The organism is Thalassolituus alkanivorans (assembly GCF_020447205.1).
GTDB classification, from domain to species: Bacteria; Pseudomonadota; Gammaproteobacteria; order Pseudomonadales; family Oceanobacteraceae; genus Venatoribacter; species Venatoribacter alkanivorans.
The window spans coordinates 117,609-141,666 of sequence record NZ_JAJAEL010000007.1; the positions used below are offsets into that span (position 1 = coordinate 117,609).

Annotated in this window: 21 protein-coding genes and 1 tRNA gene; 6 read left to right on the forward strand and 16 right to left on the reverse strand. The window is 52.3% G+C overall.

All coding sequences use genetic code 11. From position 1 onward, the window contains the following. The first annotated feature begins 25 nt into the window (after nucleotides 1–25). A complete protein-coding gene (locus LGT44_RS05200; protein ID WP_230332284.1) occupies nucleotides 26–1,186 on the forward strand; it encodes a cation:proton antiporter domain-containing protein in 1,161 nt (386 codons plus the stop codon). A gap of 10 nt (nucleotides 1,187–1,196) precedes the next feature. Here the strand turns inward: LGT44_RS05200 and LGT44_RS05205 are convergent, their stop codons facing one another. The 4 genes from LGT44_RS05205 to sohB all read right to left on the reverse strand — a co-directional run bounded on the left by LGT44_RS05205 (nucleotide 1,197) and on the right by sohB (nucleotide 4,568). Then, on the reverse strand, nucleotides 1,197–1,577 hold the full coding sequence (locus tag LGT44_RS05205) for a VOC family protein (protein WP_145468550.1): 381 nt from the start codon (nucleotides 1,575–1,577) through the stop codon (nucleotides 1,197–1,199). A 73-nt stretch (nucleotides 1,578–1,650) separates the two neighbouring features. After that, nucleotides 1,651–2,364, reverse strand: a complete 714-nt coding sequence (locus LGT44_RS05210) for a helix-turn-helix transcriptional regulator (protein ID WP_230332285.1) — start codon at nucleotides 2,362–2,364, stop codon at nucleotides 1,651–1,653. Nucleotides 2,365–2,488: 124 nt separating this feature from the next. Next, nucleotides 2,489–3,481, reverse strand: coding sequence for a YhdH/YhfP family quinone oxidoreductase (locus LGT44_RS05215; RefSeq protein ID WP_230332286.1), 993 nt, complete (start codon nucleotides 3,479–3,481; stop codon nucleotides 2,489–2,491). A gap of 25 nt (nucleotides 3,482–3,506) precedes the next feature. Continuing rightward, nucleotides 3,507–4,568 (reverse strand): protease SohB, encoded by a 1,062-nt coding sequence (gene sohB / locus LGT44_RS05220; RefSeq protein WP_225692651.1) that lies wholly within the window; start codon nucleotides 4,566–4,568, stop codon nucleotides 3,507–3,509. 234 nt (nucleotides 4,569–4,802) lie between these two features. On the opposite strand from sohB, the gene LGT44_RS05225 reads away from it, so the two are divergent. After that, entirely contained in the window at nucleotides 4,803–5,117 is a 315-nt protein-coding gene (locus LGT44_RS05225) for an SCP2 sterol-binding domain-containing protein (RefSeq protein ID WP_145468542.1), read from the forward strand. A 64-nt stretch (nucleotides 5,118–5,181) separates the two neighbouring features. Here LGT44_RS05225 and LGT44_RS05230 read toward each other — a convergent pair whose 3' ends face one another. Both LGT44_RS05230 and LGT44_RS05235 read right to left on the reverse strand, forming a co-directional pair. Continuing rightward, the gene (locus LGT44_RS05230; RefSeq protein ID WP_145468540.1) at nucleotides 5,182–5,823 is read right to left on the reverse strand and encodes a cation/multidrug efflux pump; all 642 of its coding nucleotides are present in this window, start codon (nucleotides 5,821–5,823) and stop codon (nucleotides 5,182–5,184) included. Nucleotide 5,824: 1 nt separating this feature from the next. Continuing rightward, nucleotides 5,825–7,468 (reverse strand): hypothetical protein, encoded by a 1,644-nt coding sequence (locus LGT44_RS05235; protein WP_145468538.1) that lies wholly within the window; start codon nucleotides 7,466–7,468, stop codon nucleotides 5,825–5,827. Between the two features lie 259 nt (nucleotides 7,469–7,727). On the opposite strand from LGT44_RS05235, the gene nhaB reads away from it, so the two are divergent. Continuing rightward, the gene (nhaB, locus tag LGT44_RS05240) at nucleotides 7,728–9,239 is read left to right on the forward strand and encodes a sodium/proton antiporter NhaB (RefSeq protein ID WP_145468536.1); all 1,512 of its coding nucleotides are present in this window, start codon (nucleotides 7,728–7,730) and stop codon (nucleotides 9,237–9,239) included. Nucleotides 9,240–9,270: 31 nt separating this feature from the next. Here the strand turns inward: nhaB and dnaQ are convergent, their stop codons facing one another. From dnaQ to LGT44_RS05255, 3 genes are read right to left on the reverse strand one after another with little or no spacing between them, the layout of a single operon-like run. Next, nucleotides 9,271–9,969: a DNA polymerase III subunit epsilon gene (gene dnaQ / locus LGT44_RS05245; RefSeq protein ID WP_145468534.1), complete on the reverse strand. Its 699-nt coding sequence runs from the start codon at nucleotides 9,967–9,969 to the stop codon at nucleotides 9,271–9,273. Continuing rightward, nucleotides 9,966–10,406: a ribonuclease HI gene (gene rnhA / locus LGT44_RS05250; protein ID WP_230332287.1), complete on the reverse strand. Its 441-nt coding sequence runs from the start codon at nucleotides 10,404–10,406 to the stop codon at nucleotides 9,966–9,968. Before rnhA ends, dnaQ begins: the two co-directional genes overlap by 4 nt. 1 nt (nucleotide 10,407) lies before the next feature. After that, on the reverse strand, nucleotides 10,408–11,178 hold the full coding sequence (locus LGT44_RS05255) for a class I SAM-dependent methyltransferase (protein ID WP_230332288.1): 771 nt from the start codon (nucleotides 11,176–11,178) through the stop codon (nucleotides 10,408–10,410). Nucleotides 11,179–11,304: 126 nt separating this feature from the next. On the opposite strand from LGT44_RS05255, the gene LGT44_RS05260 reads away from it, so the two are divergent. The 3 genes from LGT44_RS05260 (at nucleotide 11,305) to LGT44_RS05270 (ending at nucleotide 15,461) form a co-directional block, all read left to right on the forward strand. Beyond that, entirely contained in the window at nucleotides 11,305–12,798 is a 1,494-nt protein-coding gene (locus LGT44_RS05260; protein ID WP_225692648.1) for a lytic transglycosylase, read from the forward strand. An 87-nt stretch (nucleotides 12,799–12,885) separates the two neighbouring features. Then, entirely contained in the window at nucleotides 12,886–14,619 is a 1,734-nt protein-coding gene (locus LGT44_RS05265; RefSeq protein ID WP_230332289.1) for an ABC transporter substrate-binding protein, read from the forward strand. Nucleotides 14,620–14,663: 44 nt separating this feature from the next. Next, nucleotides 14,664–15,461: an enoyl-ACP reductase FabI gene (locus tag LGT44_RS05270; protein WP_225692646.1), complete on the forward strand. Its 798-nt coding sequence runs from the start codon at nucleotides 14,664–14,666 to the stop codon at nucleotides 15,459–15,461. 87 nt (nucleotides 15,462–15,548) lie between these two features. Here the strand turns inward: LGT44_RS05270 and LGT44_RS05275 are convergent, their stop codons facing one another. The 7 genes from LGT44_RS05275 to tig form a co-directional block, all read right to left on the reverse strand. After that, nucleotides 15,549–17,384, reverse strand: coding sequence for a SurA N-terminal domain-containing protein (locus LGT44_RS05275; protein WP_230332290.1), 1,836 nt, complete (start codon nucleotides 17,382–17,384; stop codon nucleotides 15,549–15,551). A gap of 66 nt (nucleotides 17,385–17,450) precedes the next feature. Further along, nucleotides 17,451–17,527: transfer RNA gene (locus LGT44_RS05280), tRNA-Asp, on the reverse strand. A 14-nt stretch (nucleotides 17,528–17,541) separates the two neighbouring features. Then, the gene (locus LGT44_RS05285) at nucleotides 17,542–17,814 is read right to left on the reverse strand and encodes an HU family DNA-binding protein (RefSeq protein WP_145468521.1); all 273 of its coding nucleotides are present in this window, start codon (nucleotides 17,812–17,814) and stop codon (nucleotides 17,542–17,544) included. A 117-nt stretch (nucleotides 17,815–17,931) separates the two neighbouring features. Beyond that, entirely contained in the window at nucleotides 17,932–20,322 is a 2,391-nt protein-coding gene (lon, locus tag LGT44_RS05290; RefSeq protein ID WP_145468519.1) for an endopeptidase La, read from the reverse strand. Between the two features lie 131 nt (nucleotides 20,323–20,453). Beyond that, complete coding sequence (gene clpX, locus LGT44_RS05295) at nucleotides 20,454–21,740, reverse strand: ATP-dependent Clp protease ATP-binding subunit ClpX (protein WP_145468517.1); 1,287 nt, start codon at nucleotides 21,738–21,740, stop codon at nucleotides 20,454–20,456. Nucleotides 21,741–21,835: 95 nt separating this feature from the next. Then, complete coding sequence (gene clpP, locus LGT44_RS05300) at nucleotides 21,836–22,459, reverse strand: ATP-dependent Clp endopeptidase proteolytic subunit ClpP (RefSeq protein ID WP_145468515.1); 624 nt, start codon at nucleotides 22,457–22,459, stop codon at nucleotides 21,836–21,838. 114 nt (nucleotides 22,460–22,573) lie between these two features. After that, entirely contained in the window at nucleotides 22,574–23,887 is a 1,314-nt protein-coding gene (gene tig / locus LGT44_RS05305) for a trigger factor (protein ID WP_230332291.1), read from the reverse strand. Between the last annotated feature and the right edge of the window lie 171 nt (nucleotides 23,888–24,058).

The following is a 24,058-nucleotide window of genomic DNA, read 5'->3' on the forward strand; positions in this document are numbered from 1 at the left end:
TTATGGCTGAACCCGGGGATTTTTCATGCCACAAGATATCGTTTTTTCGTTTTTTCTCGTCTTTGCCGGCGCCCTGGTACTGGCAACCTTTGCACTCTTTACCCGCCAGCCATTACTGATTGCTTATATTGCCCTCGGCGCCATCGTTGGCCCTTTTGGCATGGGCTGGATTGAACACCCGGATGAACTGGCCGACATGGCCGATATCGGCATTATTTTTCTGCTGTTTCTGCTGGGTCTGGATATGCAGCCATCTGCTCTGCTGGCGATGTTGCGTAAAGCGATGCTGGTGGCACTGGCCAGTTCGCTGGTGTTTTTTGCGGCGGGCTTTGGCCTGACTCAGGCCTTTGGGTTCAGCAGCATGGACAGCATCATCATCGGTCTGGCGATGATGTTTTCCAGCACCATTATCGGCCTTAAACTGCTGCCCACCACGGTTCTGCACCATAAGCACATCGGCGAGCTGATGATCGGCCTGCTGCTGATTCAGGACATGCTGGCCATTCTGGTATTGATTCTGCTCGGCGTGCTCGAAGGCGGTAGCAGTATGCCGGTCTGGCAGCCCTTTGTTGCGCTGCCTCTGCTTGCTGCCGCCTGCTACCTTCTGGTTAAAGGCGTTCTGCTGCCATTGATAGTGCGTTTCGACCGCTACCACGAATACCTGTTTATTCTGGCCATCGGCTGGTGCCTGGCTGTGGCAGAAGGTGCCAAACTGGTTGGCCTGACCCATGAAATTGGTGCTTTTATCGCCGGCGTTACCCTCGCCACCAGTCCGATAGCGCAGTTTATTGCTATCAGCCTGAAGCCGTTGCGGGATTTCTTTCTGGTGATGTTTTTCTTTGCTTTGGGCGCGCGCTTCAATCTGCAGTTACTGGCCGATGTGGCCCTGCCGGCAAGTCTGCTGGCCCTGTTGGTACTGGTACTGAAACCGGTGAGTTTCAGGCTGTTGCTGGGGCGCTTCAGTGAGCGCCGCGAACTTGCCTGGGACGTTGGCCTGCGCCTCGGCCAGATCAGTGAGTTTTCGCTGCTGATCGGCTTTGTCGCCGTGCAAAGTGCCCTGCTCAGTGAACAGGGCTCATTGCTGATTCAGGCAACGGCCATTCTGACCTTTGTTATTTCAAGCTACATCGTGGTGTTCAGTCTGCCCAATCCCATTGCTGTCAGCGATAAACTGCGCCGGGATTAGGGCCTGTTAATCAGTTCGCGCCTGACGGTGCATAGATGCGCAGACGGTGGCCATCCGGGTCCAGCACGGTAAAGGTATAACCAAATTCCATCATGACCGGCGCCTGTGCCACCGCAATCTGCCGCGCAGACCAATCGGCATACAGTGCATCCACCTGAGCAGCATCGGCCACCGGAATGGCTATTTCTCCGCCCCCTGAAAGCTGTGTGCCGCTTACTTTCGGCTGTACGTCACTGCGCGACCAGACACCGAAACGAAATGCCGGGTTCAGGGCAAACAGAGCAAAATGTTCCGTGGCTTCAACCGGTACACAATCAAGCAGCCCGGTGTAAAAATCGGTGCTGCGACGGGCATCATTAACGTAAAGAATGACAAGGTTCGGGTTTAACATAAGGATATTCCTGTGCGGTGTTAAATAATCCGGGGCTCCTGCCCCGGTCCGTACAGAATATAAAAGCCTGCTGTCAGTTTTTGTCAGCAGTGTGAATTGCCTGTGCAGGCACCCCAGTGACCCTGCGCCATTCCGCCAGCAACTGCTGACGCCGGCGCGGGTAGCGCTCTTCCAGTGGCGTCAGCGCCAGAACCCGGTCGGTACGGAAATGGCGAAAATCCCCGCGCACTTCACACCAGGCAACCAGCACCCGTACACGATCAAAATATCCCAGCGCAAAAGGCCAGATCAGCCGCTGCGACTGCTGGCCGTTCTGATCGCGATAATCGATATTCACTTTATGTCCGCTGCGGATAGCCCGACGCAGGGTGGCAACATCGACACTGTCTTCCATACGCTCAGCCGCAGGCCCGACCAGCAGCGCATTGGCATCCAGAGCATCGCGTAAATCCTGTGGCAATACCGCTGCAATCCGGCTCAGTGCACTGCTGGCAGCAACCGCCATCTGTCTGTCGGTACGGCCCGCGACCCAGCGCATTCCCAGAACCAGTGCTTCCAGTTCTTCTTCACTGAACATCAGCGGCGGCAACATAAAACCGGGCCTGAGCATATAGCCAACTCCGGCTTCTCCCTCAATATTCGCCCCCTGCTGCTGCAGCGTGGCGATATCGCGATAAAGAGTACGCAATGAGATGCCCAGCCGCTCCGCCAGCTCAGCTCCGGACACAGGAAAGCGGTAGCTGCGCAGCAACTGGATAAGATCGAGCAAACGTTGAGAACGGCTCATACGATTTCCGGCCGGTAAAAACGCCATACTGCCAGATAATGGCAGCAAGAAAAGCTAAAAACTGAACACTAAAACGCAGGCACAAAAAAGCCCCGCATGGCGGGGCTTGTCAGCTAACAGAAAATCAATCGCGCTTCAGGTTCACCCGGTAACGACCAACGCCCTGGCCCGCCAGAATGGCTGCCAGTACCGCAGGTAATTCTGCACGACCAATCTCGGTGGTCATCTCTTCGAGCTGCGGCAGACGCCAGGCAGAAGCCACCTTATTCAGTACCGCCTGCTTATCGGCCAGCGGGATTTCAACCGAGTCCACACCCAGCAGGCTGACGCCGCGCAAAATAAACGGAAATACACTGGCTTCGATTTTGACGCCGGCAATCATGCCACAGGTCGTCACCGCGCCTTCCGGCTGGATCTGCGGGATCAGTGCAGAGACCAGATCACCACCAACGGTATCAATGGCGGCCTGATACAAAGGCTTGGCCATCGCCTTGCCCTTCAGTGCCAGCACCTCATCGCGGCCGATGACCCTGCTTGCTCCCAGACCTTTGAGAAAGGCTTCCTGCTCAGGCTTACCAGACAGCGCCACAACCTCGTAACCCTGAGCGGCGAGCAATGCCACCGCCACCGAACCCACACCACCGGTGGCACCGGTCACGACCACAGGGCCTGCATCCGGGCGAATACCGGCACGCTCCAGCTTTTGCAGGCTCAGGGCGGCCGTAAAACCAGCAGTACCCCAGGCCATACTTTCCGCCATGTTCAGTGTCTGCGGTTTATGCAGCACCCAGCCGGCCGGCACACGAACGTGCTGGCCAAAACCACCGGCGGTATTCATGCCCAGGTCGTAACCGAAGACGACGACTTCGTCACCGGTTTTGAACTGCGGGTCGTTACTGGCCAGCACAGTGCCGGCAACATCAATACCCGGCGTATGCGGGTAAGCACGGGTTACACCTTTATTACCACTGGCGGACAGTGCGTCTTTGTAATTGACCGAGGAGTAAGCCACGTCAATCAGCACATCCCCTGCGGGCAGATCGTCATCGCTCAGAGTCTGCCAGGCGGCCTTCATGCCCTGTTCGGTTTCTTCTACCCGGTATGCGAGAAAAGTCATAGTTACTCCTTATTTTTTATCAGTATCAGCCTTTGCTTTGCTGCTGTTTGTTCAGCAGGGTCAGCAGACGGGTAAAGGCGCCCTCTGCACCCTTCTGTACCGCCAGTCCCAGCTTTTCCTGCAGAGACTTTTTGTATTCATAGCGCACGCTGTAAACATCAGAATTAGCGCAGGCCGCCACAAGATAATCATCGCTGGTGCCGACATCATCAATCAGACGATGATCCAAGGCCTGCTGGCCATACCAGATATCTCCGGTAGCCACGGCCTCGATATCGATGCGTGGACGGCTGTGCTTCACATGCTGTTTGAACAGTTCATGGGTATCTTCCAGGTCAGACTGGAACTTATCTTTGGCTTTTGCTGAGTTATGGCCAAACATGGTCACCGTACGCTTGTATTCACCGGCGGTGAACAGCTCGTAATCAACATCGTGCTTTTTCAGCAAACGGTTGAAGTTAGGCAACTGCGCTACCACACCAATAGAACCAACAATAGCAAAGGGCGCAGCAATGATACGGTTGGCCAGACAAGCCATCATATAGCCACCACTGGCAGCCACTTTATCGACACAGACCGTCAGCGGGATACCACGGTCACGGATACGCTTGAGCTGCGAAGCTCCAAGGCCGTAGGTATGCACCATGCCACCGCCACTTTCCAGACGAACAACGATCTCATCATCGCCGGTCGCCATGGTCAGTACCGCAGTAATCTCCTGGCGCAGCAGCTCAACCTGGCTGGCCTGAATATCGCCATCAAAGTCGAGCACATACACGCGCTTGCGCTTTTCGGTATTTTCGATACCGTCTTTAATACGTTTCTTTTCCGCTTTTTCTTTGGCTTTTTCTTCTTTCTTCTTGTCTTTTTCCAGCGCTTTCAGCTCTTCTTTCGAATACAGCGCATACTCAAGATCTTCTTTGTGGTTATCGAGCTCATCATTAAGCTTCTTCACAACCAGCTCGCCGTCCTCTGAACGGCGGTTACGCATGCCGATAGAAACCACGCCCCCAACGACCACCAGAATGGCCACCACAACGGTGACCGCCTTCAACAGAAAAGCTCCGTACTCTGCCAGGAATTCCACGCTTTGTTCCTTAATGAATTTAAAATAGTCCGCAAGCATAACTGAATGGCAGGCGCGTACAAGTAAGCGCACTTTGTGCGTTTCAAACAATCGTATGATTTTTCGTTGACACCCGCATTGCCAGCCCATAGAGTTGTGCGGTCTGACGCAAGACAAAGTCCTGACAGGATGCTGATATGCGCATCACCCATCAGCAGATCTCCTGTCTTTTGTAGCAATAATAAGGAAACCGTTATGGCATCTGTTGCAGAAATCATCGAAACCATGAACAGCAAGTTCAACGCCGCGGCTGCTGCCGGTGTTGACCTGATCTTCCAATTCAACATCGAAGATGGCGAAACCTATCACCTGATCGTTAAAGATGGCACTTGTGCTGTTGCTGAAGGTGCAAACGATGACGCTAACGTTACTCTGATCATGAACACCGAAACCTTCGCAGGTATCGCTTCTGGTGAGACTGACGGCATGCAGGCTTTCATGTCTGGTCAACTGCGCGTTGAAGGCGACATGATGCTGGCAACCAAGCTGGGCGAATTCTTCCCTGCTTAATTGCTGACAGCATAAAAAAAGCGACCGAATGGTCGCTTTTTTTATGCCTGCGGTTCAGACACTGTTACCACTCACCCTGCAGAGCCTGCTCCGCCACGTCATTCAGTGGCCGCGCAATCAACCCCTTGGGGCTCAACTGCACAGAATAAACAGCGCCATTTACCAATGGCATATAAACCGCACTGCCAAACTGAGCATCCAGCCAGAGTTTGTGATGACGCAGGGAATCCCAGAGATCAAACCAGCGTGACTCAGCCAGACTGTAGACACTTCGCTCTGCTGTACGCTCCTGTTCCAGAGAGAGGTAGCGTCCGGATAAACGGTCAAGGCGATACAGAGGTGTCGCGCCCAGCGCAGCAAAAGGCCCATTCCAGACCAGCAAGCGAACATCCAGCTGCCACTGATCACCCAGAATTTTAAACCGGCGTTCATGGTTATCAGTATCGACCAGAGTCAGATCGAACACCTGATCATCCAGCTGATAAACACTGACACTGACCAGCGGCTCTTCTTTGAGCAGCTGCTTGTAACTCCAGATATCAACCAGCATAAACACGGCGACAATGCTGCTGACCAGCAGGACCAGACCAACAGTCCCCTTAAGCCACTGAATGAACCAATCACGCCCCCACCACAGCACAACAATGACCGCCAGCGCGACCAAAAGAAAGACGAGCGTAAAGCCCGTCAGGCTTCCCTGCAGCATGTTATTTCCTCAGATGCGCAATACTTTCTCTGGCCAGCTGCAACGCTTCTTCCGCTCCGGCAGACTGCCCATTAAGGGAGTCAAGGAAGTATTCAATGGCGGTAATTGCGTCAGCAAAAGCCTCCATTTTGGCTTCTGACGGCGGCAGATCTTCTTCCAGAACCTGTTTGGTTACAAAGGTATCCAGATCAAGCAGCATGTTGTATACCGGCTCTTTTTCCAGAAACATCATGGCGCCGGCCACATCAATCAGGCTCTTCCCAACATTACGTACGTGCAACTTGTCACCACTGGAATCAAGGTAAGCTCCAATGGCGCGCTTGATCATGGTCAGAGCGGTCATAGATTCCGACAATACGGCAATCTTGGCTTCACTGAGGCTGACCGGGTCAACCAGAGAGTCCTTTTCCAGCCCTTTATGCGTCAGAGCCCGCATTGCCTGTTCGATATGAATGATTTCATCGGCAATAAAGGCCATATCAGCCAGCACACCTTTCGGACCCGCGGCACGCAAACGCTGACACAGATGACCTGTACGCTCCGCCGCTTCAGCCAGGTTGGCTATCTGCAGGGTGTCACCAATACGCGCCAGCGATGAAACTAACTCGTCAAAGTTAGCTTCACTAACGTCCGTACGTTCAAACAGATCGGCCAGATCTTTTACCGATTGCAGTTCTTCCTGCAAAGCATCCGACAATGACTCCAGCGCTGACTGATCAGGGCCGGATAATTTAGCCCGCGATACAGCCAGCTGCTTTTCTTTGATGCTGCGGTCAATATGGAATTCCTGCTGCAGCTGGCTCAGCAGATCCGTTTCCGGTTCAGCTAAAGCAACCAGATACAAAAATTCTTTCAGCAGCCAGTCAGGCAGTTTCTCGTTAAACGCCTTACCTTCAGTATCCTGAATTTTACGCACCTGACGATCCAGGGTGCCCAGCAGCAACAGGCGCTGCGGTGTCATCTCAAATGAATCCTGCGATAAAGCATCAAGCGCACCGCTGACAACATGCCAGAACAACCAGGCCGCTCCACCACGGCTGGCACGCTCAAAACGACGCACTGCCCGCAGCATTACCTGCAACGGTCCGCGACGCCCATTCCCCCGCATCAGACCAATCAGCCCCAGCTGATATAGCTGACGCGCGCGGCGATAGGGAAAACTGGCAGCTCCGGCTTCTGCCGCCGGAACGGCCAGTTTGGGCCGCAGGTTAACCAGAAAGAAATAAGCTTCCGGCAGCGGCTTTTCGTGGCGCTCTTTGCGGACAAGATTAATCGTCGGCAGCAACAGACTCGGTGCCACCGGGTCGCCGCTGACCACAAAGTCTACATATCGCTTCAGAAAAACAATGGCCTGAGTAAAAGCAGCCAGTGTAGATTCGGCTACACTCTGGTTGCGCACTACCCGTCCGGTTTCTGCCAGTTCTTCGCACAGACGCTCGCCTGCCCGGAAGTCCAGCATTTTGAAGGTACCCCGAACCTGCTGCACCTCTTCAAGAAAGGCACGCAGGTTATCGGCGTTTCCATGTTCCGAGTACACATCAAGCTGCGCAGCGGCCTGATCCAATGCATTGGCAATTTCAGCCTTCACCAGATTCAGGGAGGCGGCAAATTGTGTGATTTCACTTCCTGTCGATATATCAGCCATTACTAGCGTCATTCATTGTTATGATCTGTGTGATTCTAACGACTATAAGAGCAAAGCGCGAAGCGTTTTCCGCAAAGCCTTGCCCTTCAACTATACTGAGTACACAAAAACCCACTTGGCAATTCAGACAAACGGGGTCAGCTTTGGTTTCAACGGCTCAATATGTACGATTCCCTTCAAGGATGAGTTGCAAATAATTGAAAACCCATTAAATTGCCCACGCGCTTAGCCCTTCGGCCTGATCAAAAGGAATCCCACCATGCAGTCCTCCCTGTCAGCTGCTTTTGTCAGTAATTTTCTTGGCAACGCCCCGCTCTGGTACAAAAAAACGATCCTGGCCTTTCTGGCCCTGAACATCGTCTTTCTTTACACCCTGGGTTCTTACATCACGGGCTGGATTCTGATCGTAGAATTCATTTTCACCCTGGCGATGGCACTGAAATGCTACCCGTTACAGCCCGGCGGCCTGCTCGCCATTGAGTCTATCCTGCTCGGAATGGCAAGCCCTGAGATCGTGTATGAGGAGACTCTGGCTAACTTCCCGGTCATTCTGCTGCTGATGTTTATGGTGGCGGGCATTTACTTTATGAAGGACCTGCTGCTGTTTGTATTCACCAAGATTCTGCTTGGTGTCCGCTCTAAAATGGCACTGTCCTTTCTGTTTTGTGCCGTTGCCGCGGTTTTATCAGCGTTCCTTGATGCTTTAACCGTAACGGCTGTTCTGATCAGTGTATCGGTGGGTTTTTACAGCGTTTATCACAAAGTCGCGAGCGGCAAGAACTTCAACAACGACCACGACCATGGCAACGATGATGAGCTGAAAGAACAGCATCGTGTCGATCTGGAAAGCTTCCGCGCGTTTCTGCGCAGCCTGATGATGCACGGTGCCGTCGGTACCGCACTCGGCGGTGTCTGCACGCTGGTAGGCGAACCGCAGAATCTGCTGATTGCCAAAGTTGCCGGCTGGGAGTTCGGTGAATTCTTCACCATGATGGCACCGGTCACAATGCCTGTACTGGTAGCTGGCCTGCTGACCTGTCTGTTACTGGAGAAAATGAGCTGGTTCGGTTACGGCGCCAAATTACCAGACGATGTACGCAGCATTCTGGAAAACTTCAATGAAGAACAGAAGCAGCACATGACTCAGAAGCGTGTAGCTCAGCTCTGGGTACAGGGACTGGTCGCTATATTCCTGGTGATTGGTCTGGCTATGCATCTGGCGGAAGTTGGTCTGATTGGTTTGCTGGTAATCGTATTACTGACCGCATTTAACGGTATTATCGAAGAACATCAGCTGGGCAAAGCCTTTGAAGAAGCCCTGCCTTTCACCGCACTGCTGGTGGTGTTTTTCTCAATCGTCGGCGTTATCCATGCCCAGCATCTGTTCACGCCGATCATCACCTGGATTCTGAATACTGACAACGTATCAACCGCTGCTCAGCCGGGTGTGTTTTTCCTGGCCAACGGCGTACTGTCGATGATCAGTGATAATGTTTTCGTGGCAACCGTCTACATCTCGGAAGTAAAAGCTGCCCTGACGGCCGGTGATATCACCCGTGAGCACTTCGACCTGCTGGCCACCGCAATTAACACCGGTACCAACCTGCCAAGTGTCGCCACGCCTAACGGTCAGGCCGCATTCCTGTTCCTGCTGACCTCGGCCCTGGCTCCGCTGATCCGCCTGTCTTATGGTCGCATGGTGGTTATGGCTCTGCCTTACACCGTTGTGATGACCGGTGTTGGCTATATCGCGGTAACCCACTGGCTCTGAGATTTCAGAGCCGGAAAGCACAGAGCATATATCAGCGGCGCCAGATGGCGCCGCCGCTTTTTTTATCGATCAGATCGAGCATTTTCTCATGCGCGGCAGTCTCTTCAGCACTGGCCCGGATGATACGCTGATTAACTGCATCCAGGTCGATATCACCGATATCGATCACCACTTCTTCCTCTTCTTTTTCTTCTTCAACCGCCAATGCCAGCGCGGTCTGACCACCGGTCATGGTCAGGTAAACATCCGCCAGAATCTCAGCATCCAGCAAAGCGCCGTGCAAATCGCGATGACTGTTATCGATGCCATAACGCTTACACAAAGCATCCAGGCTGTTTCTTGCCCCTGGGTGCAGATCCCGGGCCATTTTCAGCGTATCGAGCACACCACAGAAGTCGCGGGTCATGGATAAGTTCAGGCGGCGGAACTCGGCATCCATCATGCCCACGTCGAACGCCGCGTTATGGATCACCAGCTGCGAACCGGCAATAAACTCGCGGAATTCTTGCGCAACCTGAGCGAAAACCGGGGCCCCCTGCTCAATCAGCCATTCGTTGGTAATACCGTGTACCGCGGCAGCTTCAGGATCAATATCACGTTGCGGATTGATATAGACGTGATAATGCCGCCCGGTCAGCTTACGCTCGAAAATCTCAACGCAACCGATTTCAACGATACGGTGCCCCTCACCAATACCGGTGGTTTCAGTATCCAGTACGACCTGTCTCATGCTTTTACTCCGGCAACGCCTTTATTGGCCAACTGGTCGGCCCGTTCATTCTCTGCGTGGCCGGTATGACCACGTACCCAGCGCCACTCGATCTGGTGACGCTGACATTCAGCATCCAGCTGCTGCCAGAGATCCTGATTTTTAATCGGCTGTTTGGCAGCATTACGCCAGCCCTTCTTCTTCCAGCCGGCCAGCCATTCATTAATGCCCTTCATCACATACTGCGAGTCAGTGGTCAGAATGACCTGACACGGACGTTTCAGCGCCTTGAGCCCTTCAATCGCCGCCATCAGTTCCATACGGTTATTAGTGGTATTGGCTTCTCCACCAAAGAGTTCTTTCTCCATCTCACCGTAGCGCAGCAAGGCCCCCCAGCCACCCGGGCCAGGATTGCCCTTGCAGGCACCGTCGGTAAAGAGTTCGACTTTCGCCGTCATGTTATTTTCCACAATGTTGAGTGCCCGCAACGCTTGATGCGACCGGTGCCGCCAGGCCAAAGCCGGCTTCCGCCAACTGCCAGCGGCGCGGACGGATGGGTGTCAGTCCGGCTACGGTCTTGCGGGCGACAAGTACATAGGCGTTCGCTGGCAGCCAGCGTGTTCCAGCCAGTACCCGATCAATCCGCCGGCTGACCGATTCAGAAATAATATTAAGAGGCCAGGCATGAGCAACCGGAGATACCTGCTCGACCCGGAAATCCAGCAGCAGCAACCAGTCGCGCAGACGGGATTCGCTGACCGGGTTAGTCAGCCACGGCAGCTCAGTTGAGAAGGTTCTCAGCCAACGCATACCTCCCCACCAACTGTATGGGTTAAAGCCAACCACAATCAGATAACCGTTGGGCATGACCGTTCGCGCCGCCTCCCGGATCATCTGGTGCGGACGGTGGCTCATATCGAGCGAATGCTGCAACACCACCACATCCAGGCTTTCATCAGCAAAGGGCCAGGCGCCATCAGCCATTTCCCCCTGAGGATCAACTACTCCACGGGCCCACGGCAGCCCCATGCGGAAACTGTGCTGCAGGCGGCTGCGCTGCAGAAAACGGGGTTCGGCATCAATGCCACTGTAAAGAAGATGACAACCATGCAGTTGACTGACCCAATCGCGCAACCAGCCGGCTTCGAGAGCCAACAGCCGCTGAGTCGCCGGGCGCAGTAGCCAGCGTTGGTAAATTTCCGGTTTGATCCGGCTGCCGACGGTATTCATATGACCTCGTTTACTTGCTACCCGACGCCCTGGAAACTAGACTGGCCGGCCACGTAGCGACATTGTAATCACATGCAGCAATTCACTCTATTACTGTCTGTCCTTTTTATGGCTGGTTGCAGCCAGTTGACCACCAGAACAGACAGCGAGCCGGAACAAAAACGTTCCGATATGGTTCTGACCGTCCTTGAAGACTGGCAACCGCAGGATATATCCCATACAACCTATGAAGATATCTGGCAACGTATCATTGCCTCTTATCAGCTGGACACCAATATCGACAACCCGCGGATTGAAGCGCAGCTGAACTGGTATAAGTCACACCAGGCGTATATGGATCGCGTAGCGGAACGTGGGGTGCGCTATCTGCATTTTATTGCTGAGCAGATTGAAGCGCGCAATGTTCCCGGTGAACTGGCCCTGCTGCCGATTGTGGAAAGCGCCTTTGATCCTTTTGCCTACTCCCACGGTCGTGCATCCGGTGTGTGGCAGTTTATTCCGTCGACCGGCCGCGATTTCGGCCTGCAGCAGGACTGGTGGCATGATGGCCGGCGCGACATCCGTGCCGCTACTGAGGCCGCACTGATGTATCTTGATGCCCTGCAGCGTGAGTTTAACGGTGACTGGCTGCTGGCACTGGCGGCGTATAACTCCGGAGCCGGTACCGTGCGGAAGGCAATGCGTAAAAACCGTGCCCGTGGTCGTGCAACCGATTTCTGGTCGCTCGATCTGCCCAAAGAAACCCGTGATTACGTACCCAAACTCATCGCTCTGGCAAAACTGATTAAATCGGCAGAAGAATATCAGGTCACACTGGTGCCCGTGCCGGATGAACCCTACTTTGCCGTGGCAGAAACCGGTGGTCAGATTGATCTGTCACAGGTGGCAGAACTGGCCCAGACACCACTCGATGAAATCTACAAACTCAACCCCGGATTTAATCGCTGGGCCACACGCCCGACGGGGCCGCACGAGGTACTGATCCCTGTGGCTCAGTACGAAGTCTTCACCGAGCAACTGGCCGCACTGCCACCAAGCGCCCGCCTGAAGTGGCAACGCTATGCAGTCCGTAACGGTGACAGCCTGATAACCATTGCCAAGCAGTTTCATACCACCCCGGAAGCGTTGAAGCAGGCTAATGGCATTCGCGGCAATATTATCCGCGCGGGTGAACAGCTGTTGATTCCCGGCGCCTTCAAAAGCCAGGACGCTTATTCGCACAGCGTATCCCAGCGCCTTGACCGCCTGAAAACACTGCGCCGCCCGGGTAACAGCGAACGGGTTGAATACCGCGTCCGCTCAGGCGACAGCTTCTGGGAAATAGCCCGTTCACACGATGTTAAAGTCAGCGAGCTGGCACGCTGGAATGGCATGGCACCCGGCGATCCACTGCGCGCCGGACAAACGCTGGTCATCTGGAGCAAGAAAAACATGCCGGGCAAGCGCGAAGTTATCCGCAAAGTGAATTACCGCGTCCGCCCCGGTGATTCTCTGGCCCGTATCTCACAAAAATTCAACGTCCGGGTCTCTGATGTGAAGCGCTGGAATTCATCACAGGTAAAAGAGAAATATCTGCAACCGGGCCAGACATTAACGCTCTATGTGGACGTTATGCGCTGAGCGGGCGTCATTATTAACGCTGTGGACACAATATGTGGAATAACTACGGATTGCCAAAGTGCAGGCACTGCCCATAGGATGGGCCATATGACGCTCATACCACTCAACAACCGATCAGTCCTGCCGCTGGCTCTCCTGATCAGCCTTATACTACTCAGCCAGATTGCCCGTGCCAGCATTGCTGTAACTGACAACCCCAGCAGTGAGCTGGCCGGCGTTGCCTGGCAAAGCAATGACGACAGCGCTCCCTGGGGAGATGCAAGCGCACAACGTGGCGGCATCTCACGTCAGCCCTTACTGCACTTCCCTCCAAATATCCGCCGCATCGGCCCGCAAACACCACACAGCTTCAGCGCTACGCTGGAAAACCTGCAACTGCCGCTTATCGCCCGCCACCCACAGGACTCCCGCTGGATTCCTATGCTGGCCAGCCGCTGGCTGGTCAATGAGCAGGCCATGCGACTGTATTTTGAACTGGACGCCGATGCGCGCTGGTCTGATGGTGTCGCAGTTACCACCGAGGACATACGTTTTACTCTCGAATTCCTAACTGACCCGGCGACAGCGGCTGCCTGGCAGGCAGAACGTCTGCAACAACTGATCAGCGGGCTGGAAGTGTTTGACCAGCAGAGATTTGCCCTGGTTCTGCAAAAGCCGGCCACTATGAACAGCATTCGCGAACTGGCTTCACTGCGCCCTTTTGCCGCCCATGTTTACCGTAATCCACGCGGCTGGCCAAAAAGTTTTGACTGGTACCCAGAGCCAACAACTGGACCTTATTATCTCGCGCAATTGAACCCTAACGCGCAGATTGTCTTGCGCGAAACCAGTGACTGGTGGGGACGTGACAAGCGGTATTTTAAGCATCGCTTCAATGTCCGCCGGGTTAACCTGCGTATGCCGGACAAGGACTATTCTGTTGTCGATCTGCTGGAACGCGGTGAACTGGATGTCATTCCGCTTAACACTACCGAAAACTGGCAATCTGAGCAGATTAGCCAGCTCAGCAACAGCAAGCGCATTAACCGGATTCAGTTCTACCATCAGGCTCCGCTCCCCTTCACTGGCCTGCTATTAAATGCCAATCACCCGAGACTGAGCAGCAAGTCCCAGCGAGCTGCCGTTCTCTCGGCACTGAGTCCGCAAACAGCCATCTCAGAACTGAACGAAGCTGAATCACTCAGCGCTGATTTTATCCGCCGTTCTGAGACATCTGATCAACAGCCGAATGCAGAAATATCGGTATTGCCAGACGAGCTGACCCTAATCTATAGCGACCAGCAGGATCTGATGTTTTTGCGCCTGCTGCAGCAACAGGCAAAGATAAAGGGGATGAGTATCCTTTTGGAAAAAGTTTCACCTGCGAAATTACGCAGTGCCCTGCAGCAGGCCAATTACGATCTTACCTGGCTCCGCTTTTCATCCCCGCTGAATGGCGAGAATTTCCTGTCGCTATTCCAGTCCGGAAACGGGCAGATTTTTATCAGCATGGATGCGGTACAGCGTTTTATATCCGGGACAGGCAATACGGCTACAGCAGAACAGCTTTTTAAGTACCTGCAGGATGAATCAATATTTCATACGGGCTACGGCTACCCCTACTGCCGCTCAGCAAGCTGGCAATGGTTAAAGCTGCCCGAAAATCAGGGAACACGAATCAGCACTGATTTGTTCAATCCTTTTGATGCCGTTACCGGCGGACTTTTCTGGATAGACCGCAAGCAACGTGCTGACATACTGGCGAAACCTGAGCGTGGTAAAAACGATGACAGTAAGCCACATATTAATATTCAATACAGACTGAACAATAATCAGCTCTGACAACCAAAACCGACTGTTTCAGTCCGGAATAAAAGGATCTCAACATGGGTATGTTAACCGGTAAAAAAGCTCTGATTGTTGGCGTGGCCAGCAAGCATTCTATTGCTTATGGCATTGCTGATGCGTTCCATCGCGAAGGTGCAGAACTCGCTTTTACCTATCAGGGCGAAAAATTAAAAGAACGGGTAGAGAAAATGGCCGCCGGCTGGGATTCTGATATCTGCCTGCCATGCGACGTAGCCTCTGATGAAGAAATCGCTGCCGTTTTCACCGAACTGGAAAAGAAATGGGGTCATCTCGACATTCTGATTCACTCCGTAGGCTTTGCACCGGCTCACGAACTGGATGGCGATTATCTGAGCGTGACTACCCGCGAAGGTTTCCGTATTGCTCACGATATCAGCTCATACAGTTTTGTCGCCCTGGCAAAAGGCGCACGTCCGTTAATGCAGGGACGTAACGGCGCAATGCTGACCCTGACCTACCATGGCTCCCAGCAAACCCTGCCAAACTATAACGTTATGGGGCTGGCAAAAGCGTCTCTGGAAGCATCGGTGCGCTACCTTGCAGGTTCTCTGGGTAAAGAAGGTATCCGTGTTAACTCCATTTCAGCAGGTCCGATTAAAACCCTGGCAGCGGCTGGTATTAAAAGCTTCCGCCGCATGCTGAAAAAGAACGCAGACCGTGCACCTTTAGGCCGGAACATCACCATCGACGAAGTGGGTAATACCGCAGCCTTCCTGTGCTCTGATCTGGCATCTGGTATTGCCGCGCAGAATATCTATGTTGATGGCGGCTTTAACACCTGCGCCATGAGCGTGGATGAGATGGAAGAATCCTGAGCCGCAAAAATAAGGTAATAAACAAAAATTAGTTAATAAAAAAGGGGCCTGAGCCCCTTTTTTATTGCCTGACACTATCTGCCAATATTATGAGCCGGAACGCTCAATCTTAGTGGCTGACTTAGCCCATGCCTGATAGCTCAGCATATCAGCGCGGCTGTTCTGGGCACGCCCTGCTTCTTTCGCTTCGTCACTAACGGCCATGTCCTGCCAGTTTTTTGCATCAACCGCATCCAGCGTTACTACGGTAAAGCCGCCCGGAGTTTTAACAACATCCGATTGACCAACGGTGAGTGCAAACGCTTTCTGCTGCGCCAGACGAGGAGCCTCACTGGACTGCTGGAAGGTCGCTGAAACTTTCTTCCAGGCTTTTGCCTGCTCATCACCACTGACGATCGCATCAGCCAACACACGAGCCTGAGCAAGCGCACGTTCACGCTTCAGGCTCATCACAACCTGAGGCTTAACTTCAGCCAGAGGTTTTACCGATGCGTCTTTATGCTCACTCACCGCCAGAACAACAGCACCATCCTGCAGCTCAACGACTTCGCTGATTTGCTTATCCAGCATCACATTTTCTTCAAAAGCAACCTGGCGTACACCTTCGTTCAGAGCAATGCCGTTACCATTTTCACGGCTGAAAAATTCCGTGCTCTGTAATTCCAGATTCAATGCTTTGGCAACATCGTCAATGGATTCAGCAGAAAATGAAATATTCGACAGCTCCTGCATCTGCTCGGCATAAACCGCTTCCGCTTTACCTTCACGAACCTCACGGCTCAGTTCAGCTTTAACATCAGCCAGTGATTTAACACTTGGCGTTACGATGCTGTCGAGGCGAATGATGTGGTAGCCAAATTCACTTTTAACCGGTGAAGAAATCTGGTCTTTCTGCAACGCATACAGAGTATCTTCAAATTCCGGAACAAAGCTTCCTTTGGTGCTCAGGCCCAGATTACCACCGGCATTTTTTGTACCGATATCATCAGAGTATTCTTTTGCCAGTGCAGCAAAATCTTCGCCTTTATCCAGACGTGATTTAATGTCGTCAGCCAGAGCCAGAGCTTCAGCATCGCTGCGATCATCATTTACTTCGATCAGGATATGGCTGGAACTGCGTTGCTCTTTCGCCAGTTCACGGGACTGATAATCGATGTAAGCGGCCTGCAACTCATCCTCTGTCACATCCTGCTTAGCTGCAATGTCAGCACGCTTAAGCTGTACATACTGAATGCGCACCTGCTCTTCAGTTTTGTAACGGTCTTTATTTGCTTCGTACGCCAACTGAATATCTTCATCCGATAATTCGATACTGGCTTCCAGATCTTTGGCGTTGACTTCGTAGAAACTGAAGGTGCGCAATTCGTTATTCAGTGCTTCACTCACCTGAACAGCAAACGGGGTTTCCACACTGCTTAAAACAAAAGCCGCACGCGCCTGATTGGTTTTAATATCGTCTGCCAGGCTGGCACGGAACGTGAGTGGCGACAGACCATTCATGCGCAGTACGTTCTGGAACTGTTCTTTATCAAAACGACCATCCTGCTGGAAAGCAGGAATGCTTACGATGGTTTCATCAATAGCACTGGAAGCTGCACGCAACCCCAGTTTATCGGCCTGAACCAAAGCAACTTTTTGCTCAATCAGCTGCTCAAGCGCGGATTGACGCAGAAATTTTTCGTTAAACAGATTTTCATCATACTGCTCACCAAACTGGCGACGCAGGTTAGCTTTCTGTTGTTCAACGGTCCGTACGATATCTGCTTCCGTGATTTCCTGATCGCCAACTGTCGCTGTGGCCGGTGTTCCACCGCCCAGGCTGACAATGCTTTCAACGCCCCACAGCGCAAAGACAAAGATAATAAAAAATACAATTACTTTAGCGATCATACCCTGAGCATTATCGCGCATTGTCTGTAGCATGCTTCCTCCAATGATTATTCGAGCCACCAATACAAAAAAAGCGCATCAGGGATGCGCTTTTAATTTTGGCGGACCGGACGGGACTCGAACCCGCGACCCCCGGCGTGACAGGCCGGTATTCTAACCGACTGAACTACCGGTCCTTAATCCAACTAACTTAGTTGACAGCGTCTTTCAGTGCTTTGCCTGGTTTGAAGCCAGGAACTTTAGCTGCCTTGATTTCGATCGGAGCGCCGGTCTGTGGGTTACGGCCAGTGCGAGCAGCACGCTCTTTAACCATAAAAGTACCAAAACCAACGAGAGCGACCTGATCGCCTTCTTTCAGTGCACCGCCAATGCTTTCGATCATGGCGTCTAAAGCACGGCCAGCTGCTGCTTTTGGAATGTCCGCAGAAGCTGCGATTGCATCGATTAATTCAGATTTGTTCACACTTATCCCCTTACTCTGTGCGCAATAGTGAATTCTTGTTATGCGACTGGGCGATCGCTACAGGAAAATATTAGAGCGACGATTTATACCAAGCGCTCCCCAGACCGTCAAGCGGCCTTAGTGTGTGCTGGGCCTGGTATTGTCGTCTTTTTTACCGGCAGCCTCATCTTTGGTGATAATTTCACCAACATGAGGCTCCGGTTTGCTTTCCAGTGCCAGATCCAGCACTTCGTCAATCCAGTCAACCGCCACAACATTCATATCTTCCAGAATGTTCCCCGGAATGTCGCGAAGATCCTTTTCGTTCTCTTTTGGAATAATTACGGTCTTAATACCGCCACGATGAGCTGCCAGAAGTTTCTCTTTCAGGCCACCAATGGCTAATACCTTACCGCGCAGGGTAATCTCACCCGTCATCGCTACATCTGCACGCACAGGAATGCCCGTCATCACAGAAGCCAGGGCCGTTGCCATACCAATACCGGCACTCGGACCATCTTTCGGTGTGGCGCCTTCTGGCACGTGCACATGCAGATCGTGCTTTTCAAAGTACTCGGGCGACACCCCCATACCAACAGCACGGCTACGCACGACAGTAAGCGCCGCCTGGATGGATTCCTGCATAACGTCACCCAGAGAGCCTGTTTTCACAATACGCCCCTTACCGGGGGTTGCAGCCGATTCCAGTGTCAGCAACTCACCACCGACCGAGGTCCAGGCCAGACCTGTCACTTGCCCGATCTGATTATCCAACCCGGCCAGACCATAACGGAATTTCTGTACGCCCAGATACTCGTCCAGAAGCTCGGCGCTGATGTCGCGGGTCTGCTGGTTTTTCTCCAGCATGTTAGCTTTGACAACGCGGCGGCAAAGCTTGGCAATCTCACGCTCAAGACCACGCACGCCAGCCTCACGGGTGTAATGGCGTATAATGTCGCGCAAGCGATCATCACTCACTTCAATTTCACGCTCATGCAAACCATTCAGTTTAATCTGCTTCGGCAACAGGTAACGCCGTGCAATGCTGACCTTTTCCGCTTCGGTATAACCCGGAATACGGATCACTTCCATACGATCCAGCAACGGACCAGGAATATCCATACTGTTGGACGTACATACAAACATCACGTCTGACAGATCGTAATCGACTTCCAGATAGTGGTCCGCAAAGGTCGAGTTTTGTTCAGGATCAAGCACCTCCAGCAATGCAGATGCAGGGTCGCCACGATGATCCATGCCCATTTTGTCGATTTCATCGAGCAGGAATAACGGGTTTTTCACCGCAACCTTAGACATTTTCTGTACAAGCTTACCTGGCATCGAACCGATATAGGTGCGACGGTGCCCGCGGATTTCTGCCTCGTCACGCACACCACCCAAAGCCATACGCACAAACTTGCGGTTTGTTGCACGGGCGATGGATTTACCCAGAGAGGTTTTACCAACCCCCGGAGGCCCAACCAGACACAACACAGCGCCTTTTACTTTTTTCACACGGGTCTGAACTGCGAGGTATTCCAGAATACGCTCTTTCACTTCTTCCAGACCAAAGTGATCAGCATCCAGAATTTCTTTGGCATTGGTCAGGTCATGATTTACACGGCTGCGTTTTTTCCACGGCAGGTTAACCAACCAGTCCAGATAGCCGCGTACAACCGAAGCTTCGGCTGACATCGGTGACATCATGCGTAATTTCTTCAGCTCGGCATCAGCCTTTTCACGGGCTTCCTTGGTCATGCCGGACTGTTCGATTTTATGCGTCAGTTCATCAAACTCATTGCTGCCGTCTTCCAGATCACCGAGCTCTTTCTGAATAGCCTTCATCTGCTCATTCAGATAATACTCGCGCTGGCTTTTTTCCATCTGCTTTTTAACGCGACCACGGATACGTTTTTCAACTTTCAGCAGATCAATTTCGGATTCCATTAATTCCATTAAATGTTCGACACGCTCACGCGGATCGAGCATTTCCAGAACATTCTGCTTTTCATCCAGTTTTAGTGAAATATGTGCTGCAATGGTATCGGCCAGACGCGAAGCGTCTTCGATTCCGGAAATCGTTGACAATACTTCGCTCGGAACTTTTTTAGACAATTGGACATACTGTTCAAAATGCCCGGTCAGGGAGCGAACCAAAACTTCGTTTTCACGTTCTGTTAATTCATCCGCAGATATGGCTTCAACCGTGCCACGGAATAATTCTTCTTCGTCAATCAATTCAGAAAGCTGCGCCCGCACATCACCTTCAACCAGTACTTTTACGGTACCATCCGGCAGTTTCAATAACTGCAGAATATTGGCGATGGTGCCGACGGTATGCATATCTTCACAGCCCGGCTCATCATCCGATGCATCTTTTTGTGCGACCAGCATAATCCGCTTGTCGAGACTCATCGCTTCTTCCAGTGCGTTGATTGATTTTTCCCGTCCCACAAACAGCGGAATCACCATGGCAGGAAAAACGACCACGTCACGAAGGGGTAATAGTGGTAATACTTCTTGAGTCATGAACAATGCACCTAAAAACTGCGTCTTTGACGCCAATATGTCAGGAAGTGAGGGCGAAGCGCAAGAAATACAAGGCCTGAAAAAACAAAAGGAGCCAAAGGCTCCTTTTGTTGACGGGATTATGATCCGTATCAGTCGTTGTCCGGAGACACCTTACCAACATCAGCGGTTTCATAAATGATCAGCGGCTCAGACTCACCATTGATCACACTTTCTTCGATCACTACCTTCGCCACATGCTCTTCCGACGGAATACGGTACATAGTGTGAAGCAATGCACCCTCCATAATAGATCGCAGACCACGGGCACCGGTTTTACGCTCCATCGCACAGGTTGCAATTGCATCCAGCGCGCTGTCACGGAATTCCAGCTCAACCGATTCCATTTCAAACAATTTCTGATACTGACGCACCAGAGAGTTGCGTGGCTCAGTCAGAATACGCACCAGCGCATCTTTATCGAGCTCATCCAGCGTTGCTACAACCGGCAAGCGGCCAATGAATTCCGGAATCAGACCGTATTTCACCAGATCACCCGGCTCCACTTCACGCAGAACCTCACCAACCGCCTTCTGCTCTTCTTTACCTTTCACGGTAGCCGAAAAGCCAATACTGCTCTTCTCTGAGCGATCACGGATGATGTTATCCAAGCCGGCAAAAGCACCACCACAGATAAACAGAATGTTGGAGGTATCTACCTGCAGAAATTCCTGCTGCGGATGCTTACGGCCACCCTGCGGCGGAACAGAAGCGACTGTACCTTCAATCAGTTTCAGCAGTGCTTGCTGTACACCCTCACCCGACACATCACGGGTAATCGATGGGTTATCAGATTTGCGTGAAATTTTGTCAATTTCGTCGATGTAAACAATACCACGCTGAGCTTTCTCAACGTCGTAATCACACTTCTGCAACAGCTTCTGAATGATGTTTTCAACATCCTCACCCACATAACCAGCTTCAGTCAGCGTGGTTGCATCAGCAATGGTAAAAGGAACATTCAGCAGTCGTGCCAGTGTCTCAGCCAGCAGAGTCTTACCACTACCGGTTGGCCCAATCAGCAGAATATTACTCTTGGACAGCTCAACCTCTGCCTTACCTTCACCACTCTGCAGGCGCTTATAGTGGTTATAAACCGCTACCGCGAGAACGATCTTGGCCTTCTCCTGGCCAATAACGTATTCATCCAGTGTCGCCTTGATTTCTTTTGGCGTCGGCAGTTTATCGCCTGAGCCTTTGTTCTCGGCTTCCTGCACTTCTTCACGAATGATGTCATTACACAGGTCGACACACTCGTCACAGATGAACACCGAAGGCCCGGCAATCAGCTTGCGTACTTCATGCTGGCTCTTACCGCAAAACGAGCAGTAGAGCAGCTTACCGCTATCGTCGCCTTTGCCCTTTGTATCGTCGGTCATTCGACTGCCTCATTATTCGTTGCACTGATCCAGAAGATGGATCTTTTTATCGGGTATTTCAAGGCCGGAAACAGAGTAATCCAGCCTTAAGTCAATCAGCGGTTTGTAACAACCTTGTCGATCAGACCGTAAGCCAGCGCAGCTTCCGGATCCATAAAGTTGTCACGCTCAGTATCCGCGGTCACTTGTTCAATACTCTGCCCGGTATGATGAGCCAGAATACGGTTCAGGCGTTCTTTGGTGTCCTGAATGTTACGCGCATGGATCTGAATATCCGTTGCCTGCCCCTGCGCACCACCACTCGGCTGGTGAATCATAACGCGGGAGTTAGGCACACTGAGACGCTTGCCCTTGGCGCCAGCTGCGAGCAGAAATGCCCCCATACTGCAGGCCTGACCAATCACCATCGTACTGACATCCGGCTTGATAAACTGCATGGTGTCATAAATAGACAGACCTGCAGACACCGAACCACCCGGCGAGTTGATGTACAGGTGAATATCCTTGTCCGGATTCTCAGACTCAAGGAACAGCAACTGCGCCACCACCAGATTAGCCATATGGTCTTCGACCGGGCCAACCAGGAAGATTACGCGCTCTTTCAGCAAGCGTGAGTAGATGTCGTAAGCACGCTCACCGCGGGCTGACTGCTCTACCACCATTGGTACCAGACCGCTTGCCTGGATGATTTCTGACTGTTGTTTCATGGAGTCAAACATTCGACCCTGTACTCCCTGACATAATTAGCTTTTTTACAAAAACAGCCGCAATGTGTGCGGCTGTCTCTGAGTTTAGCCATTGATTGGCGTTGTGTCAGTCACTCTGTCGAGTGATCAGGCAGGCTGATTAGCCGCGCGGATCACTTCTTCGTAAGTGGCTTCTGACTGGCTGATCTTAGCCCCTGCCAGAACTTTCTCAACCGCCTGCTCTTCCAGAGCCAGCGCTTCTACCTGAGATTTCTGCTGTGGGTTGCTGTTGTAGTAGTTGCGGACTTCTTCAGGATCCTGATATGTCGCGGCAACTTCTTCAATCAGCTCAGCCACTTTTTCGGCCGAAGGCGTCAATTCGTTCGCTTCGATAACGGCATTCATCAGCAGACCGATAACAACGCGCTTCTCAGCCTGATCTTTGAACAGCTCAGCCGGCAGCATGTTAGGATCCAGTTTCTGACCACCGCCAAACTGCTGAACAGCCTGTTTGCGCAGACGATCGATTTCCTGCTCAACCAGAGAAGACGGAGCTTCAACGGTGTTAGCAGCAACCAGACCAGCAATCACCTGCTGCTTGGTCAGGCTGCGCAGAGCACGGGCCAGTTCGCGATCCATGTTCTTACGGATTTCGGTTTTGAATTCAGCCTCATCAGCGGTTTCGACACCAAAACCTTTGAAGAATTCTTCGTTCAGTTCAGGCAGCTGAGGCTTTTTAACCGCAGTAACCGTTACTTTGAACTGAGCAGGCTTACCTTTCAGTTCTTCTTTGTGGTAGTCCTCAGGGAAAGCAACGTCCAGAGTCTTCTCTTCACCGGCTTTCGCACCCACCAGGCCCGCTTCGAAGCCAGGAATCATAGAGTTGGAACCCAGAGTCAGGCTGTAACCTTTGGCTGCACCGCCTTCAAATGCTTCACCGTCGATGAAACCTTCGAAATCGATCACTACCTGGTCGCCATCAGCGGCAGCTTCAGCAGACTCTTCCCACTTGGCATTCTGCTTACGCAGAGTATCCAGCATGGTGTCCAGATCCGCGTCGGTTACGGTAGCGGTTTTCTGTTCAACTTCGATGCTGCCGAAATCGGCCAGAGTGATTTCCGGGTAGACTTCAAACGTCGCTTTAAATTCCAGATCCTTACCGTCTTCATCAACGGTAGGCTCGAAAGTTGGCATACCGGCCAGTTTTACATTCTCGTCCTGCACGGCTTTAAAGAAAGACTGTTGCATTTGCTGGTAGATAGCTTCGTAACGCGCCTGCTTACCAAACATACGCTTGGCAACAGCCGGAGGCAGCGGCTTGCCTTTACGGAAACCATTTACGCGCTGGCCTTTGGAGATACGCTTCAGTTCAGCAGTTACTTTACCTTCTACTTCTGCTGCAGGAACGCCAATGGTCATTACACGCTGAAGACCGGAAGTGGTCTCAATGGACACTTGCATAGATGCCTCTCAATATACTGTTCAAAAAATAACGCACAGGCCTCGCCCGGCGCCGATAAAATCAGAAAGGCGCGGATTATAGCGCAAGGCACTGCCCGAATAAAACCATTTAGAATGCTTGAGCAATCAAACACTTAGGAGATATAAACAAAAGGAATTAAGAAGGGGAAG